The 16,753-nt window shown below is 65.5% G+C and carries 14 protein-coding genes; 8 read left to right on the plus strand and 6 right to left on the minus strand.

The annotated features are described in order from the left end of the window. Positions 1-337 precede the first annotated feature (337 nt). The 3 genes from XCC_RS04825 to XCC_RS04835 all read right to left on the minus strand — a co-directional run bounded on the left by XCC_RS04825 (position 338) and on the right by XCC_RS04835 (position 5,558). A complete protein-coding gene (locus tag XCC_RS04825) occupies positions 338-1,699 on the minus strand; it encodes a hypothetical protein (RefSeq protein WP_019237913.1) in 1,362 nt (453 codons plus the stop codon). Positions 1,700-1,842: 143 nt separating this feature from the next. Continuing rightward, the gene (locus tag XCC_RS04830; RefSeq protein WP_011036147.1) at positions 1,843-3,882 is read right to left on the minus strand and encodes an FAD-dependent oxidoreductase; all 2,040 of its coding nucleotides are present in this window, start codon (positions 3,880-3,882) and stop codon (positions 1,843-1,845) included. Between the two features lie 653 nt (positions 3,883-4,535). Continuing rightward, on the minus strand, positions 4,536-5,558 hold the full coding sequence (locus tag XCC_RS04835) for a zinc-binding alcohol dehydrogenase family protein (RefSeq protein ID WP_011036148.1): 1,023 nt from the start codon (positions 5,556-5,558) through the stop codon (positions 4,536-4,538). Positions 5,559-5,972: 414 nt separating this feature from the next. On the opposite strand from XCC_RS04835, the gene XCC_RS04840 reads away from it, so the two are divergent. From XCC_RS04840 to XCC_RS04850, 3 genes are all read left to right on the plus strand, one after another. Next, complete coding sequence (locus XCC_RS04840; protein ID WP_011036149.1) at positions 5,973-7,070, plus strand: OmpA family protein; 1,098 nt, start codon at positions 5,973-5,975, stop codon at positions 7,068-7,070. Positions 7,071-7,259: 189 nt separating this feature from the next. Beyond that, the gene (locus XCC_RS04845; protein ID WP_011036150.1) at positions 7,260-7,772 is read left to right on the plus strand and encodes a hypothetical protein; all 513 of its coding nucleotides are present in this window, start codon (positions 7,260-7,262) and stop codon (positions 7,770-7,772) included. Positions 7,773-7,789: 17 nt separating this feature from the next. Continuing rightward, complete coding sequence (locus XCC_RS04850; RefSeq protein WP_011036151.1) at positions 7,790-8,647, plus strand: pseudouridine synthase; 858 nt, start codon at positions 7,790-7,792, stop codon at positions 8,645-8,647. Here the strand turns inward: XCC_RS04850 and XCC_RS04855 are convergent. Together XCC_RS04855 and kbl are read right to left on the minus strand one after the other, a co-directional pair. Further along, positions 8,595-8,990 carry an HNH endonuclease gene (locus XCC_RS04855; RefSeq protein ID WP_011036152.1) on the minus strand — a complete coding sequence of 132 codons (396 nt, stop codon included), beginning with the start codon at positions 8,988-8,990 and terminating at the stop codon, positions 8,595-8,597. The two genes, XCC_RS04850 and XCC_RS04855, sit on opposite strands and share 53 nt — an antisense overlap. A gap of 2 nt (positions 8,991-8,992) precedes the next feature. Next, the gene (gene kbl / locus XCC_RS04860) at positions 8,993-10,201 is read right to left on the minus strand and encodes a glycine C-acetyltransferase (protein ID WP_011036153.1); all 1,209 of its coding nucleotides are present in this window, start codon (positions 10,199-10,201) and stop codon (positions 8,993-8,995) included. A gap of 172 nt (positions 10,202-10,373) precedes the next feature. Here kbl and XCC_RS04865 point away from each other — a divergent pair, with 172 nt between their 5' ends. The 5 genes from XCC_RS04865 (at position 10,374) to XCC_RS04885 (ending at position 15,256) form a co-directional block, all read left to right on the plus strand. Continuing rightward, the gene (locus tag XCC_RS04865) at positions 10,374-11,393 is read left to right on the plus strand and encodes a sulfate ABC transporter substrate-binding protein (RefSeq protein WP_011036154.1); all 1,020 of its coding nucleotides are present in this window, start codon (positions 10,374-10,376) and stop codon (positions 11,391-11,393) included. 3 nt (positions 11,394-11,396) lie between these two features. Continuing rightward, positions 11,397-12,257, plus strand: coding sequence for a sulfate ABC transporter permease subunit CysT (cysT, locus tag XCC_RS04870; protein ID WP_011036155.1), 861 nt, complete (start codon positions 11,397-11,399; stop codon positions 12,255-12,257). Beyond that, on the plus strand, positions 12,254-13,207 hold the full coding sequence (cysW, locus tag XCC_RS04875) for a sulfate ABC transporter permease subunit CysW (RefSeq protein ID WP_011036156.1): 954 nt from the start codon (positions 12,254-12,256) through the stop codon (positions 13,205-13,207). The genes cysT and cysW overlap by 4 nt, the downstream gene beginning before the upstream one ends. A 7-nt stretch (positions 13,208-13,214) precedes the next feature. Continuing rightward, positions 13,215-14,246 (plus strand): sulfate/molybdate ABC transporter ATP-binding protein, encoded by a 1,032-nt coding sequence (locus tag XCC_RS04880; protein ID WP_011036157.1) that lies wholly within the window; start codon positions 13,215-13,217, stop codon positions 14,244-14,246. Between the two features lie 293 nt (positions 14,247-14,539). Next, a complete protein-coding gene (locus tag XCC_RS04885) occupies positions 14,540-15,256 on the plus strand; it encodes a TorF family putative porin (protein WP_011036158.1) in 717 nt (238 codons plus the stop codon). Positions 15,257-15,454: 198 nt separating this feature from the next. Here XCC_RS04885 and tdh read toward each other — a convergent pair whose 3' ends face one another. Beyond that, positions 15,455-16,489, minus strand: coding sequence for an L-threonine 3-dehydrogenase (tdh, locus tag XCC_RS04890; protein ID WP_016944800.1), 1,035 nt, complete (start codon positions 16,487-16,489; stop codon positions 15,455-15,457). Positions 16,490-16,753 lie beyond the last annotated feature (264 nt).

The raw sequence follows: 16,753 nt of genomic DNA on the forward strand, positions 1-16,753 counted from the left end.
GCATCAACACCGTGTCGCTCGACGCAAAGAAGCCAGCTTCAAGTAGATGTAAGTCCGCTGCGCTGGGCGAAAGGTGCGGTCGCTGCACTCGTTGCGGTTGGCGAGAACGAAATCGAAGTAAAGAGTTTTCCTCGTCTTTGGGCAGTTGCGGCGATGGAGAACTCGGCATGTCGCCTACGCTGCACGGCGCAGCGATGAGAGAGCATGTGTTGCGTGCCATGCAATCACTCCGCAGATCCAGCGTGCATGTTTCGTTGATCGCTGCTGCAATGGATGCCGCTTGCTAAGGCCAAGCGAGCTATCTGACCAATCAGGCGCATGGCAGTAAACTGAGTAGCTAGCTACGAATTCGTATGCAATGCCTGCCACAGGGTAGTGCGATCAGCGACCAACCACGTCGCGGCGCGAGCCCCGATTTTGCAAGCGGTCTTCGGTTGAGTCGATTGCGTAGCCCGTTGGCATACGCCAGCAGCAGACAGCCGGTTCCGCACACCATCGGGCCCGCTGCCATGGCCCAGGCCAGGTCGACGTGACCACGCCCGTGGCCGTCCCCGAGATTGAGCATCAGCCCGATCAAGATGCTGCCCATTGCCAATGCCACCTGCGCGCAGGCGGTGAGTCGCGCGACGCCGGCGGCATGCTGTGCCGGCTGCTGGCACGACAGTTCGGCATGGCGCGCCCAGACCCATTGCCCGGCGCTGCCGCCTGCCATCCCCATGCCGAAGGCCATGGCGGTGTCCAGCCACAGCGCATGACCTGCACCCGCCGCAAAGCTCGTCCCCAAAGCCGCCAGCACCGCGCCGCTGCCTGCAAGACGCGGCAGTGCGTTAGTGCGCCAGCGTGCGGCCAGTGGCTGCACAGCAACTGTTCCCAGTGCGTAGCCCATCAGAATGGCGCTGCACCAGCCTGGCGCACCGATGCGCGATTGCGCGAGATAGGGCGCCAACTTGGTGAAGGTGGGCAGGGCACAGCACAGCAGCGCCATCACTGCAAACGTCGACAGCTGATCGGCCTGCCGAGCTGTCACCGGCACTGTGCGTGGTGCTGGGGCAAGCGCCTGGGTGTAAGGACGCAATGCCTGACGCAGCCACGCAGCCGACAACAGCGCGATGCTGCTGACCACCGCAACCACCATCAACGCGGTCCAGGGTGCTGACGGCTGGTGGCTCTGCAGCACCAGCCCGATCGCCGCACTGATCGACACTGCTGCCAGGCCGCTGCCGATCAGCCGTAGTGCGCTGACGCCGCGCGCGCCGCGCCAGGGCCAACGCCCAAGCCCCAACAAGGCATTCTGTGCGACGTCGCCCACCGCGTAGGCAGCACGGAAGGGCAGGCTGAGCAGCAGCACGCAGCCCAGGCGCGTGCTGGCCGGCAGCAGCGGCACCAGGAACAGCAACAACAAGCTCAGTGCCGCCAGCGCGATGCCGCGCCATTGCGATCGCCCCGCCCACGCCAGGCTGGTGCCCGCGCCCCAACGTCGCGCGGCGAGCAGGCCCATTGCCGCGCTGAGGAGCAGGCCAGCTGCCACCGCGCAGCCGGCTGCGATTGCATCCAGGCCGGCATGCTCAGTGAGCGCGAAGATCAGCAGGAGCTCGCCGGTGTACCAGAGCAGGCTCTTGCCGAAGTGCGCACCGGCATAGGCGCGCAGTGTTGCCGCCGGTAGAGCCGGCAGCAAGGGCAGGGGACGGTGCGCGTGCATGCCGGCGTTATAGCGCAGCGAAGCGTCAGGAAGAAGAACTGCGCGACTTGCCGCGCCAGTGTCCTAGCGGCAGCCGATGAATGCCCGCTCGCCCGCCCGCGTCGAGGCACGACGCGGCAGCGCGAAGTACTGGGCGTGCAGCGCTACAGCTGCGCCGCGAGCCGGCTGGCCTGGTTGATCGCGCGCTTGGCATCCAGCTCCGCGGCCACGTCGGCACCGCCGATCAGATGCGGTTGCTTGCCAAGCGCCTGCAGGGCTGCGAGCAGCTCGCGGCGTGGCTCCTGTCCCGCGCACACCACCACCGTGCCTACGTCGAGCACTTGCTCGCTACCATCCACGCGGATGCGCAAGCCGGTGTCGTCCACACCCAGATACTCGACCCCGCCGAGCATCTTGACGCCCTTGCCCTTGAGGGCGGCGCGGTGAATCCAGCCGGTGGTCTTGCCCAGGCGCGCGCCGGGGCGCCCCGGGCTGCGTTGCAACAGCCAGACCTGGCGTGCCGGCGGTTCCGGCTGCGGCTTGGCCAGTGCACCACGCGTTTCGAAGCTGGGGTCCACACCCCATTCGGCCATCCAGCGCGCCACGTCCAGCGACGGCGACACACCGCTGTGCACCAGAAACTCGCCGACATCGAAGCCAATGCCGCCCGCGCCGATGATGGCGACCTTGTCGGCCGCCACATGCCGGCCCAGCACCACGTCCAGATAACTGACCACCATCGGATGATCCGCACCGGGGAAATCCACGCGGCGCGGCTCGATGCCGGTCGCCAGCACGATCTCGTCGAATGCCTGCAGGTCGCCTGCCTGCACCTGCGTGCGCAGCCGCAGCTGTACGCCGGTGGCCTGCAGGCGATGGTCGAAATAGCGCAGGGTTTCCTGGAACTCTTCCTTGCCCGGGATGCGCTTGGCCACATTGAACTGCCCGCCGATTTCATCAGCCGCATCGAACAAGGTCACCTGGTGGCCGCGCTCGGCTGCCACGGTTGCGCAGGCAAGACCCGCAGGGCCCGCACCGACCACGGCCACGCGCTTGGGTGCGGTGGTCGGTGTGTAGACCAGTTCGGTTTCGTGCACGGCACGCGGGTTGACCAGGCAGCTGGCCAATTTGTTTTCGAACACGTGATCCAGGCAAGCCTGGTTGCAGGCGATGCACGTATTGATGGTGTGCGGCTGCCCGGCGCGGGCCTTGTTGGCCCATTGCGGGTCGGCCAGCAGCGGGCGTGCCAGTGACACCATATCGGCCGCGCCATCGGCCAGGATGCGCTCTGCCACTTCGGGCATGTTGATGCGGTTGGTCGCCACCACCGGGATGCCGACGTGCGGCTTGAGCTTGGCGGTGACGCCGGCAAAGGCCGCGCGCGGTACCGATGTGGCAATGGTGGGCACGCGTGCTTCGTGCCAGCCGATGCCCGAGTTGATGATGGTTGCACCGGCGGCCTCGATCGCCTGCGCCTGCGCCACGATCTCCTGCCACTGGTTGCCGCCGTCCACCAGATCCACCAGCGACAACCGGTAGATGATGATGAAGTCCGGCCCGCAGGCCTCGCGGATACGGCGCACGATTTCCACCGCAAACCGCATGCGCTTGGCGGCATCGCCACCCCAGGCGTCGCTGCGCTGATTGGTGCGCGTGGCGGTGAATTCATTGATCAGATAGCCTTCCGATCCCATCACTTCCACGCCGTCGTAGCCGGCCTCGCGGGCCAGCCGCGCGGCGCGTGCATAGGCACCGATCTGCCGATCCACCGCACCAGCCGACAACGCCCGCGGCGTGAAGGGATTGATCGGTGCCTTGAGCTTTGAAGGTGCCACCGACAAGGGGTGGTAGGCGTAGCGCCCGGCGTGCAGCAGCTGCAGGCAGATCTTGGCGCCGTGCGCATGCACCGCCGCGGTCACCTGCCGATGCGGGCGTACTTCCCACGGCCAGGACAGCTTGCCGCCGAACGGCTTGAGCCACCCCACGACATTTGGCGAGAACCCTCCGGTGACGATCAGCCCGACGCCGCCGGCCGCACGTTCGGCGAAATACGCGGCCAGCTTCGGGAAGTCGCGCGCACGGTCTTCCAGCCCGGTGTGCATCGAGCCCATGAGGACGCGGTTACGCAGTTGCGTGAAGCCCAGATCGAGCGGGGCGAACAGGTGCGGGAAAGGGGAGTCGGACAGGCCGGTGGCGGGCGACATAACATGGATACGCTGGCGTACGGAGTGCGCACGATGCAGGCAAACGGCCGCGTCGGCAAGCCCTGGGTGCGGGTGTGGGGCTGTCGGCAGTGCCGGAGAGGCGCGTGGGCAGGGTTTAGGCGGGCTTGTCTCGATCTTCCGCGGCAGCGTGCGGCTGCATGCCTTGCGCGGGTTGTCGGAAGTTGCGTCTGAGCGGCGCTGCTGGTGTTGCTCGTGAAGATGTTGGGTGGCGGAAGGGTGCTGTGCATCCAGCCAAACCTGGCCGGCCATTCCTGCCGGTCGCGCCCGGGTGCGCTCCTACGACGTGGAGCGCGTCTGGTTGAGCCAGCCAAGCGCACGCACATCGCTACGGTGTCGATCATTCGCCGCGTCCTCCGTCGAGGCCTGGCCACCGCTCGCTGTCGTCAGGCTATCTGGACCACGTAGGAGCGCACCTGGGCGCGAACGCCTTTACTCGGGGCTGCCACAGATCGAAACAAGCCAGCGCATGACCGGCAAAAATTAGGTCGCGATACCGGTTCTTTTGTCGGGCGGGAGGGCACGCTCATGCCGCAACCCGCAACCCGCAACCCGCAACCCGCAACCCGCAACCATAAGCGCGTAGCTGAGGCTCATATCGCCGCCGCAGCTCCACCCACCAAGCGCACTAGCCATCACCAACCAGCCACCACCAGCTTGCCAATGGTGCTGCCACTTTCCAGGCGGCGGTGCGCCTCGCGCAGGGTCTGCGCACAGATTGGCGAAAGTGTCTCGGTGTGGGTGGTACGCAGCTCGCCGGCATCGATCAGGCTGGCCGCGCGATTGAGAATGCGATGCTGCTCAACCATGTCATCCGTGGCGTAGCGCGCACGGGTGAACATCAGCTCCCAGTGGATGCCGATGCACTTGGATTTGTACGGGTCGCCAATCGGCAACGGGCCGCGTGGCTCCACGATCAGCCCCACATGCCCCTGCGGCGCCAGGAGCTCGCCCAGCTGCGCCCAGTAGCGGTCCGTATCGGCCAGGTTGAGCGCCGCGTCCACCTGGTCCAGGCCGATCGCCTGCAACTGCGGGTGCAGTGGCTGGTGGTGGTCGATCACATGCTGCGCGCCCATCTGCCGGACCCACTCAACGGTTTCCGGCCGCGACGCGGTGGCGATGACGGTGAAGCCCGCATGCCGCGCCAACTGGATGGCGATGGATCCCACGCCGCCCGCGCCGCCGATGATCAACAGGTGTTTGCCACGGTTGCGCGCGCCGTCGAACGCGAACGGCATGCGCTGGAACAGCAACTCCCACGCAGTAAGCGTGGTCAGTGGCATCGCGGCGGCCTGCGCAAAGCTCAGCGACGTCGGCTTGCAGCCGGCGATGCGCGCATCCACCAAGTGATATTCGGCGTTGCTGCCCTGGCGCCCGCTATCTCCTGCGTAATAGACCTCGTCGCCGACCGCAAACGCGGTGACGTCCGGGCCCACGGCTTCAACCACGCCAGCGGCGTCGAAGCCCAGCACCTTCGGTGCGGCAAGGGTTTGCGCCTTGGGCGCGCGCAGCTTGGTATCGACCGGATTCACCGACACCGCTTCGACACGTACCAATAAGTCATACCCGGCCGGTGCGGATGGCGCTGGCAGGTCCATGTCAAGCAGGGACGCGGGGTCGTCGATCGGGAGGTAATGGGTGAGGGCGACGGCTTTCATCGGAGCGCTCCTAGTGGGGAGTTCAGGGTGCGTTGTGTGGGAAGTTCCCCGCAACCACCAACCCCACAATTCAGGTCGGGCGGGCCTTTCCGTTCACCAACGTGCACTTGGACACGGTCTTCACGCACCTGCCCAAGGCGTTCAACCGACGTATTCAACTGGGTAAATTGGGGTGGCGTTCATCTGCACTGCATGTCCGAACTGGGCGCCCGGTCGCACTCCTCATAAAGCTGTATACGTAGGATTAGCAGCGTTTGCGGCGGGCGGCATTTGCTTTCACATGTTATATGACCGTTAACGCGATCTTCACTAAGCCCGGCTTAATCTGCGCCCCGATGGCTCTGGATGTGACGAGCATCTTTTACCAAGAACAACGCCTCTATCGGTTTATCTCCCAAAGAAGGAGCTGTATACATGAACAAGAAAATTCTCACTGCCGCGTTGCTCGGCGGTCTGGCGGTTGCCCAGGCTGCTTCCGCGCAGGAGTTCGATGACCGTTGGTACCTGACCGGTAGCGCTGGCTTCAACTTCCAGGACAGCGATCGTCTGACCAATGATGCTCCGTTCGTCACCCTGGGTCTGGGCAAGTTCGTTAGCCCGAACTGGTCGATCGACGGCGAGCTGAACTATCAGAACCCGAACTTCGATGCCAACCAGGACCAGAACTGGAGCCAGTACGGCATCTCGTTCGACCTGCGTCGCCACTTCATCGCCGAAGGCCGCGGCTGGAACCCCTACCTGCTGTTCGGTCTGGGCTATCAGCGTTCGGAAGAAGAGTTCGACGCCACCCCGAACCCGGTTTCGCCGGGCCAGCAGAAGGACGGCAACTTTGCCGCCAAGGCTGGTGTCGGTCTGCAGACCACCTTCGACAAGCGCGTTGCCGTGCGTGCAGAACTGGCCTACCGCGCCGACTTCAATGACCAGAGCGTTGCTGCTCCGCAGGAAGACTGGTTCGGCGACGTGCTGGCTTCGGTCGGCGTCGTGATCCCGCTGGGACCTGCTCCGTCGACGGCTCCGCCGCCGGCTCCGGCTCCGGTTGCTCCGAGCTGCGCCGATCTGGATGACGACGGTGACGGCGTCAACAACTGCGACGACAAGTGCCCGACCTCCCAGCCTGGCCAGACCATCGGTCCGGACGGCTGCCCGGTGCCTGTGTCGATCGACCTGAAGGGCGTGAACTTCGACTTCAACAAGTCGACCCTGCGTCCGGATGCTGTGTCGATCCTGAGCGAAGCGACCGAGATCCTGAAGCGTTACCCCGACCTGAAGGTCGAGGTTGCCGGTCACACCGACTCGAAGGGCACCGACGCGTACAACCAGAAGCTGTCCGAGCGTCGTGCGACGACCGTGTATGACTACCTGACCAAGAACGGCGTTGATGCGTCGCGTCTGGTTGGCCCGATCGGCTACGGCGAGAGCCGTCCGATTGCTCCGAACGCCAACCCGGATGGTTCCGACAATCCGGAAGGCCGTGCGAAGAACCGTCGTACCGAGCTGAACGTCCAGAACTAATTGGACTGCTAGCTGCTTCATACAGAACCCGGCCTCGTGCCGGGTTTTGTCTTTGTGGGGCCGGCAATCGCGCCGCCCTGCGGCGCAAATCCTGTCTGTGTTGCGATCCAGGCACGGTTCCGGTTGAAACGGCGTTCATCGCTGCCTACACTCGCCGCGTCGACATACCACCCATTGGAAGAATTCACGATGCTGCGTACCGCTACGGCAGGACTGTTCTGTCTCGCTTTGATTCCCGCCGCCTACGCCGCTCCGAACTGCACTGGCAGCACGGTGTCCCAGCCACTGCCGCTGCCTGCTACCGTGATCGCACCGGCGGCCGCCGAGTTCTACACCCGCAGCGTGCAGCTGGGCATGCCCACCGGCGTGCTGGCGCAGCCCTACACCAGCGAGCAGTCGGTGGACCGCGTGTTGCTGCGTCTGCGCGTGGAAGGCTGCCAGGACCTGGCCAAGGCCATGCCGGCGGGCGGCACCGTCAATCCGAACGATCCGGCGGCCTACAAGGCCACCACCGCGTTCGATAACACCCCGTGGCGCTTCGACATGAGCCAGAACGGCAAGCGCATGACGGCCGAAGAGTTCGACGCCTGGATGAAGGCGCGCGGCGTGCGCGTGGTCAAGGCGCGTCCGGTTGCCGGCGCAGCGCCTGCAGCAGCGACGCCGGCCCCGGCGGCCGACGCCAAGCCGGTCGAGAACAAGTAAGCCCCGGAGCGGACGCGATGCCCCGGCGACATGCGCCGGCAGCATCCCGGCAACGCCGTGCTGGCAAGGCGCCCGCTGGCGCGCGCGCTGGTGCAGGCAGCGCCACACCCACGCCGCGGCATAGTCTGGCGCGGGTGCTGTCCAAGCTGGGCGTGTGTTCGCGGACCGAGGCTGCGCGCTGGGTTGCCGATGGGCGGGTCAGCGTAGCGGGCCGGGTGGTGCGCGATCCGGAGTTCCCGCTGCGCGCGGATCAACACGACGGCATTGCCATCGATGGTCAGCCCCTGGCCGGACCCGCGCGGCTGTACCTGATGCTCAACAAGCCGCGTGGCGTGGTCACCACGGTGCGCGACGAGCAGGGCAGGGACACCGTCTACCGCTGCTTCGACGGCGCCGGGCTGCCATGGCTGGCACCGGTGGGGCGGCTGGACAAGGCCAGCGAGGGGCTGCTGCTTTTCAGCAACGACCCGCAATGGGCCGCCGCCGTGACCGACCCGGCGACCGGCCCGGACAAGACCTATCACGTGCAGGTGGATTGCCGCCCGGATGCGCTGCAGCTGGCGCGCATGCACGACGGCGTGGCCGATACCGACCCCGAGAGCGATGGCAGCCTGCTGCGCGCCAAGCAGGTGCGTGTGCTGCGCGAAGGTGAGCGCAATGCCTGGCTGGAAATCGTGCTGGATGAAGGCCGCAACCGGCAGATCCGTCGCTTGCTCGCAGCACTGGAGATTGGTGTCTTGCGCCTGGTGCGCGTGGCGATCGGCCCGTTGGCGATGGGCGAGCTGGGCAAGGGCAGCTGGCGTCTGCTCAGCGCTGCCGAAGTCAGGGCATTGGCACCGGCGGCACAGGCCGCCAGCGCGCCAGCCGCGCGTTGAGCAAGGCCGTCACCACCTCAACGGCCCGTGCGTCGCCTGCGCCGTTGGCATCGTGCCGGCGGCCCTTGGCGTGATTGCAGCTGGCGCAGGCCAGCGCCAGGTTGCGTGCGTCGTTGGGGTCGTCTCCCACCTGGGCACACAGCGGCGCTGCCGCGCGGCGGCCAAACCAGGCCTGCGGCACCACGTGTTCCAGCGTGGTGTGCCCGAGCGGTTCGCCATCGGCGCGCACCGACAGGCGCCGCCGGCAGTGCAGGCAGCGGGTTTCCCAACCGCCTGCCTGCAACTGGGCCTGCGCATCGGTCTGCGCAGCCAGCAGCAGGCGCTGGCGCAGCACCGTGCGCATGCTCAGCCGCCGATGACCTTGAGCTCGTGACCGATCCGGGTGAAGGCGTCGATCGCCTGATCCAACTGCTCGCGGGTGTGCGCGGCGCTGATCTGGGTGCGGATGCGCGCCTGCCCCTTGGGCACCACCGGGAAGAAGAAGCCGATGGCGTAGATGCCTTCTTCGAGCAGGCGCTCGGCAAAGCGCTGCGCCAGCGGTGCGTCGTACAGCATGACCGGGCTGATCGGATGCACGCCGGGCTTCACGTCGAAGCCGGCAGCGGTCATGCGCTCGCGGAAGTAGCGGGTGTTTTCCACCAGCTGCGTGCGCAGCTCGCCGGCCGCGTCCAGCATCTCGAAGGCCTTGATGCCGGCAGCCACCACGTGCGGCGGCAGCGAGTTGGAGAACAGGTACGGCCGCGAGCGCTGGCGCAGCAGTTCGATGACTTCGCGCTTGGCGGTGGTGAAGCCGCCCAACGCGCCGCCCATTGCCTTGCCCAGCGTGCCGGTGAAGATATCGATCTGGTCCATCACGCCCTTGACCTCGGCCGAGCCGCGCCCGGTCGCGCCCAAAAAGCCGGTGGCGTGGCATTCGTCGATGTGCACCAGCGCGTTGTACTTGCGGGCCAGCGCGGTGATTTCATCCAGCGGGGCGATGAAGCCGTCCATCGAGAACACGCCGTCACTGGTGATCAGCTTGGTCTTGCAGCCGGCGGCGTCGGCGGCCTGCAGCTGTGTTTCCAGATCGGCCATGTCGCAGTTGGCGTAGCGGAAGCGCTTGGCCTTGCACAGGCGCACGCCATCGATGATGGAGGCGTGGTTGAGCGCATCGGAAATGATGGCGTCATGCTCGCCGAGCAGCGGCTCGAACAGGCCGCCGTTGGCATCGAAGCAGGCGGCGTAGAGGATGGTGTCTTCGGTGCCGAAGAAGTCGGCGATGGTGCGTTCGAGCTGCTTGTGCAGGTCCTGGGTGCCGCAGATGAAACGCACCGAGGCCATGCCGAAGCCGTGGGTGTCCAGTGCATCCTTGGCGGCCTGGATGATGTCCGGATGGTCGGCCAGGCCAAGATAATTGTTGGCGCAGAAGTTCAGCACGCTGCGGCCGTCGGCCAGCGTGATCTGTGCCGACTGCGGGCCGGTGATGATGCGCTCGGACTTGAACAGCCCCTGGGACTGGATCGATTCCAGTTCGGCGGCGTAATGGGCGGTCAGCGCGGCGGGAGCGTTGGTCATGGCGATCGCAGTGGCAGGAAGAGGCGCAATTTTAACGATCACGGTGGCATACCACTACGTCATGCAAAATTGGCATAAGCGCCGGCGTGGATGTCATTTCACCGGCCGCGTGCCGCTGCGCAGCATGGCATGCTTGCTGTTCAGGCTGCGCCCCATCGGCCAGGAGATCGTTGTGACCCATTCCCGCTTCCGCCTTATTGCCGCGGTGTTCGGCACGCTGCTGGCCCTGGCCGGCCCGGCTGCCGCCCGTGAGATCAATCTGCTCAACGTCAGTTACGACCCCACCCGCGAGTTCTATCGCGAGTACAACACGGCCTTTGCTGCGCAATGGAAGCAGCAGCATCCGCAAGACACCGTCAGTGTGGAGACCTCGCACGGCGGCAGCGGCAAGCAGGCGCGCGCGGTGATCGATGGCATCGAGGCCGACGTGGTCACGCTGGCGCTGGCCTACGACGTGGATGCGATCGCGCAGAAGGCCGAGCTGATCGACACCGCGTGGGAAAAGCGCCTGCCCGACAACAGTGCGCCGTACACCTCGACCATTGTGTTTCTTGTGCGCAAGGGCAACCCGAAGAACATCAAGGACTGGCCGGACCTGCTGCGCTCCGGCGTGTCGGTGGTGACGCCCAACCCAAAGACCTCCGGCGGTGCACGCTGGAACTATCTGGCGGCCTGGGCCTGCGCGGACCACATCTTCAAGGGCGACCGCGAGCGCACCCTGCGCTACATGCGCGCGCTGTTCCGCAACGTGCCGGTATTGGATACAGGCGCACGCGGCGCCACCACCACTTTTGCCCAGCGCGGCATTGGCGATGTGTTGCTGGCCTGGGAGAACGAGGCCCTGCTGGCCAGCCAGGAACTGGGCAAGGACAAGTTCGAGATCGTGGTGCCGAAGCTGTCGATCCTGGCCGAGCCTTCGGTGGCGCTGGTGGACAAGAACGTCGACAAGCATGGCACCCGCGATGTGGCCGAAGCCTATCTGCGGTTTCTCTATGCACCCGAAGGCCAGAAGCTGGCCGCCAAGCACTTCTACCGCCCGCGCCATCCGGAATTTGCCGACCGCAATGACCTGGCGCGGTTCCCGGACATCAAGCTGGTGACCATCCAGGAGGCATTTGGCTCCTGGGACAAGGCGCAGCAGGAACATTTCGCCGACGGTGGGTTGTTCGACCAGATCCAGGCCAGCAAGTAGGCGATGCAGATGTCGGTTGCACCCCCTCCGGCGCGGGCATCGCGCAGACGCGTGATGCCCGGTCTTGGACTGAGCCTGGGCATCACCCTGACCTGGCTGGGGCTGATCGTGTTGATTCCGCTGCTGGGTGTCTTCATCAAGACCAGCGGGCTGGGCTGGGATGGCCTGTGGCGGGTCTGGAGCGAGCCGCGCGTGCTGTCGGCGCTGCGGGTGAGCTTCGGCACGGCATTCGCGGCCGGTGCGTTCAACGCGGTGATGGGCACCTGGGTGGCCTGGGTGTTCGTGCGCTACCGCTTTCCCGGCAAGCGCCTGTTCGATGCGTTGATCGACCTGCCGTTCGCCTTGCCGACCGCGGTGGCCGGTATCGCGCTGACGGCGCTGTATGGGGGCAATGGCTGGGTGGGCCGCTGGCTGGAAGCGATTGGCATCAAGGTGGCCTATACGCAGCTCGGCATCGTGATTGCGCTGGTGTTCGTGGGGCTGCCGTTCGTGGTGCGGGTGGTGCAGCCGGTGCTGGCCGAGAGCGAGCGCGAAATCGAGGAAGCCGCGGCCACGCTGGGTGCCTCGCGCTGGCAGTTGGTCTGGCGGGTGGTGTTGCCGGCACTGTGGCCGGCGGTGCTGACCGGCTTTGCGCTGGCGTTTGCGCGTGGCGTGGGTGAATACGGCTCGGTGATCTTCATTGCCGGCAACCTGCCCAACGCGACCGAGATCGCGCCGCTGCTGATCACCATTCGCCTGGAGGAGTTCGACTACGCCGGCGCCACTGCGATTGCCGCGGCGATGCTGCTGCTGTCGTTCGTGATCTTGCTGGTGGTCAATACACTGCAGGCACGCCTGCTGCGCTATCAACGGAGCAGCGCATGACCGACGCCGTTTCGCCGCTGCCCACCATGCTGCAAAGCACTGCCACCGCCCGACAGGCACGCCGCATCACCGAGTCGGCCACCAGCGAGCCGCGCTGGGTGCAGTGGCTGATGATTCTTGGCGCATTGGGATTCTTGCTGGCCTTCCTGTTGCTGCCACTGGTGCTGGTGTTCGCCGAGGCGCTGCGTGGTGGCTGGGCGACATTTCTGCACGCGCTGGTCGATCCGGATGCGCTGTCGGCGATCAAGCTGACCTTGCTGGTCACCGCGGTGGTATTGCCGCTGAACCTGGTGTTTGGCGTGGCCGCCGCATGGGCGGTGAGCAAGCACCAGTTCCCGGGCAAACGCCTGCTGATCAGCCTCATCGACCTGCCGTTCTCGGTGTCGCCGGTGGTGGCGGGCTTGATCTTCGTGTTGATCTTCGGCCGCAACGGTTGGGCCTGGCCATTGATCTATGAAGGCTGGCGGGTGGAATTGCCGGCACTGGGCGTGGTGCTGATCCAGCTGCCGCGCATTGTGTTTGCGCTACCGGGCATCGTGCTGGCGACAACCTTTGTGACCTTTCCCTTCATCGCGCGCGAGCTGATGCCGCTGATGGAGCAGCAGGGCAGTGACGAGGAACTGGCGGCACTGAGCCTGGGCGCCAACGGCTGGCAAATGTTTTGGCGCGTAACCGTGCCCAATATCCGCTGGGGCCTGTTGTATGGCGTGCTGCTGTGTGCGGCGCGGGCGATGGGCGAATTCGGCGCGGTGTCGGTGGTGTCCGGGCATATCCGTGGGCGCACCAATACGCTGCCGCTGCACGTGGAAATTCTCTACAACGAATACGCCTACAGCGCTGCGTTTGCATGCGCCTCGCTGCTGGCATTGACCGCGCTGCTGACCCTGGCGGTGAAGACATATCTGGAATGGCGGCATGGCGATGCGCTCGCCGCCAACCACCGCCACTGAGGTGATCATGGGCATCCGTATCAGCCATCTGCGCAAGCAGTTCGCAAGCTTCACCGCACTGGACGACATCACCCTGGACGTGCGCCAGGGCGAGTTGCTGGCGCTGCTGGGGCCGTCCGGCTCTGGCAAGACCACCTTGTTGCGCATCATGGCCGGGCTGGAGCATGCCGACGGCGGGCAGGTGTTGTTCGGCGACGAAGACGCCACCCGCATGAGCGTGCAGTCGCGGCGGGTGGGTTTCGTGTTTCAGCACTACGCGCTGTTCAAGCACATGGATGTGTTCGAGAACATCGCGTTCGGGCTGCGCGTGCGGCGCGGCAAGGAGCGCTGGGCCGAAGCGCGCATCCGCGCACGCGTGGAAGAGCTGCTGGCGCTGGTGCAGTTGCAGGGCCTGGAGCAGCGTTACCCGACCCAGTTGTCTGGTGGGCAGCGTCAGCGCGTGGCGCTGGCGCGCGCGCTGGCCATTGAGCCGCGCGTGCTGCTGCTGGACGAGCCCTTTGGTGCCCTGGATGCACAGGTGCGCCGCGACCTGCGCCGCTGGCTGCGCGAATTGCACGAGCAAACCGGCTTGACCACGGTGTTCGTGACCCACGATCAGGAAGAAGCGCTGGAACTGGCCGACCGCGTGGCCATCCTCAACCGTGGCAGGATCGAACAACTCGATACGCCGGCGCGCGTCTACGACACGCCAGCGTCGCCGTTCGTGTACTCGTTCGTCGGTGCGGTGAACCGGATTCCGGGCGTGCTCGCGCACGGCCAGATCCAGGTGGCCGGTCATGCGCTGCCGTCGGCCAACCCCGCACTGGCTGCGGGCCCGGTAGAAGTCTACGTGCGCCCCGAGGATCTGGTGCCGGACGCCGATGGCTGGCCGGCCACCGTGGCCTGGGCACAACGCAGCGGCGCCCGCCTGCGGGTGCGCGCCATCCTGGACGCGGCGGGCAATGAAGTGGAAGTGGAACTGCCGGCATCAGCGGGCACCATCACGGCAGGCCAGCAACTGCGGCTGGCTGCGCGGCATTACGGGGTGTTTCCGGCCTGATGCATCGCCGGTTGGCGCTGGGTTGTTGAGCTCGAATGCGTGAGTGGTTAGCGGTGAGCGCGGTTGTCAGTTCGCGTCGTTCGCGCGTGGCTGTGACGCGTCGGTGCGCGCATCAAGATTGGGCGTCGGCGGTCGATGAAAGGGAGGCTGAGTCGCACGGCCTGCCGTCGAAGGATGTGCGCCAGGTCAAGCGAGCGCGACATTTATGTTGCACTGCAATGGCAGTTGGACTAATAAGTCTGTGCAGTCTCGCTTCATGCAATCCGACCGCCCACCGCTCCAGGAGATGCCCGATGAAGCCATCCTCGCTTGCTTGTTGCCTGTCGCTGTTGCTCCTGGGTGCCGCGCCGTTGGCACAGGCACAGGACGAAGACGCACCCGCCTCACCGTTCACCGGCACCTTCGCGGTGACCAGCGATTACCTGTTCCGCGGCATTTCGCAGACCAACGAAGAGGCTGCGTTTCAGGCCGGGCTGACCTACAAGACACCGTTCGGCCTGTACATCGGCACCTGGACTTCCAACGTCGATTACGGCGCGGGCGATCCGGATTGGGAAGTGGATGGTTTTGTCGGCTACAACAAGGACCTTGGGGCCAACTGGAATGTCGATGTCATGGTCAACCGTTACCAGTATCTGGGAGCGGGCGCGTCAAATTACGCCGAACTGATCACCAAGACCACGTTCCTGAAAACCTATAGCGTCACGGTTGCCTATACCAACGATCTGTACGGCACCAAGACCGATGGTTACTACTACGCGCTGGACGCCAACTGGACGCTGCCGTACGACTTCACCTTTGGTGCGCACGCGGGCCACAGCATCTATACCTCTTCGCTTAGCCAGGTGGACCACGACTACAACGATTTCGGGGTGAACGTGGGCAAGGCGTTCGGCCCGCTCGGTTTGAGCGTGGGCTACTACGACACCAGCGAAGCGGCGGAGTTCGGATTTGGCCGGCAGAATTCGCAGAACCATCTGGTCGCCACGGCGACGGTGACCTGGCCGTAAGCAAGGCGCTGCGCTCAGGGCATTTGCCGGAACACTGGAGCGCGCTGCGGGCATGAGAGTGGGGCAGTGCGATCAATTTTTGGTGCAGCTGGCGGCGAAGCGACAGCGCCGGTGATGCGTGTCGAGATAATCACTGAGGCTGACATGCAAAAGGCGCCTTCCGGCGCCTTTTGCGTTTCACAGCGGTGGAGCGGTTACTCAGTTCCAGCTCAACACAACCTTGCCGGCCTTGCCTTCTTCCATCAGGTCGAACCCCTTCTGGAACTCGTCGATCGACAACTGGTGGGTCAGCACTTTCTGCAGCGGAAAACCCGATAGCACCAGCTGGGTCATCTTGTACCAGGTCTCGTACATCTTGCGTCCGTAGATGCCCTGCACGGTGAGGCCCTTGAAGATGATCTTGTCCCAATCGCAACCGGCGCCGCGCGGCATGATGCCGAGCATCGCGATCTTGCCGCCGTGGTACATGCAATCGAGCATGTCGTTGAACGCGCGCGGGTTGCCGCTCATTTCCAGGCCCACGTCGAAGCCTTCCATGTGCAGGTCGGCCATGACGTCCTTGAGCGAGGTCTTGGACACGTTGACCACGCGCGTGGCGCCCAGGTCGGCGGCCAGCTTGAGGCGGAAGTCGTTGACGTCGGTGACCACCACATTGCGCGCACCGATGTGCTTGCAGATGCCGGCGGCAATGATGCCGATCGGGCCGGCGCCGGTGATCAGCACGTCTTCGCCGATGACATCGAATTCCAGCGCGCAATGCGCGGCGTTGCCGTAGGGGTCGAAGAAGGCGGCCAGCTCGGAGGGGATCTGGTCGGGGATCGGCCACAGGTTGCTGGCCGGCATCACCATGTATTCGGCAAAGGCGCCGTTGACGTTGACGCCGATGCCCACCGTGTTGGGGCACAGGTGCGGGCGGCCGCCACGGCAGTTGCGGCAATGCCCGCAGACGATGTGGCCTTCGGCCGACACGCGCTGGCCGACCTGGTAGCCGGTCACCGCCGAACCGAGCTCGGCCACGCGGCCGACGAACTCGTGGCCGATGGTCAGGCCCGGCGTAATGGTGCGTTGGCTCCACTCATCCCACAGGTAGATATGCAGGTCGGTGCCGCAGATGGCGGTCTTTTCCAGCTTGATCAGGACCTCATTCGGGCCCGGGGTGGGCACGGGGACCTGTTCCAGCCAGATGCCCTTGCTCGCTTCGCGCTTGACCAGCGCCTTCATCGTCTGCGCCATCTGGCGGGACCTGCTCAGTGAAAGATAAGCCGGCAATTATATGCGGCCGGGCGTCGGCGCCATGCGGCGGTGCACGATTGCGGTGGAACTCGGCTCGGTAGGACGGGGTGGAGCGGGAGGCGCGTCAAGCGAATGGCGCTGAGCGCGTTGCGGTCGATCATGTCGCGGAATGGGCCATGCCCGTGCCTGATGGAGAGATCCGGAGGCGTGCGAGGCAGACGCATGTGAGCCTCGCAGAGCCGCCCTAGCGGACTGATGCTTGCG

Origin of the sequence: Xanthomonas campestris pv. campestris str. ATCC 33913, assembly GCF_000007145.1 — a bacterium.
Classification (GTDB): domain Bacteria; phylum Pseudomonadota; class Gammaproteobacteria; order Xanthomonadales; family Xanthomonadaceae; genus Xanthomonas; species Xanthomonas campestris.

Excerpts from the sequence above, each read along its gene's own strand:
- XCC_RS04825 (WP_019237913.1), bottom strand. The coding sequence starts at position 1,699 with ATGCACGCGCACCGTCCCCTGCCCTTGCTGCCGGCTCTACCGGCGGCA.
- XCC_RS04830 (WP_011036147.1), bottom strand. The coding sequence starts at position 3,882 with ATGTCGCCCGCCACCGGCCTGTCCGACTCCCCTTTCCCGCACCTGTTC.
- XCC_RS04835 (WP_011036148.1), bottom strand. The coding sequence starts at position 5,558 with ATGAAAGCCGTCGCCCTCACCCATTACCTCCCGATCGACGACCCCGCG.
- XCC_RS04840 (WP_011036149.1), top strand. The coding sequence starts at position 5,973 with ATGAACAAGAAAATTCTCACTGCCGCGTTGCTCGGCGGTCTGGCGGTT.
- XCC_RS04845 (WP_011036150.1), top strand. The coding sequence starts at position 7,260 with ATGCTGCGTACCGCTACGGCAGGACTGTTCTGTCTCGCTTTGATTCCC.
- XCC_RS04850 (WP_011036151.1), top strand. The coding sequence starts at position 7,790 with ATGCCCCGGCGACATGCGCCGGCAGCATCCCGGCAACGCCGTGCTGGC.
- XCC_RS04855 (WP_011036152.1), bottom strand. The coding sequence starts at position 8,990 with ATGCGCACGGTGCTGCGCCAGCGCCTGCTGCTGGCTGCGCAGACCGAT.
- kbl (WP_011036153.1), bottom strand. The coding sequence starts at position 10,201 with ATGACCAACGCTCCCGCCGCGCTGACCGCCCATTACGCCGCCGAACTG.
- cysT (WP_011036155.1), top strand. The coding sequence starts at position 11,397 with ATGCAGATGTCGGTTGCACCCCCTCCGGCGCGGGCATCGCGCAGACGC.
- cysW (WP_011036156.1), top strand. The coding sequence starts at position 12,254 with ATGACCGACGCCGTTTCGCCGCTGCCCACCATGCTGCAAAGCACTGCC.
- XCC_RS04880 (WP_011036157.1), top strand. The coding sequence starts at position 13,215 with ATGGGCATCCGTATCAGCCATCTGCGCAAGCAGTTCGCAAGCTTCACC.
- XCC_RS04885 (WP_011036158.1), top strand. The coding sequence starts at position 14,540 with ATGAAGCCATCCTCGCTTGCTTGTTGCCTGTCGCTGTTGCTCCTGGGT.
- tdh (WP_016944800.1), bottom strand. The coding sequence starts at position 16,489 with ATGGCGCAGACGATGAAGGCGCTGGTCAAGCGCGAAGCGAGCAAGGGC.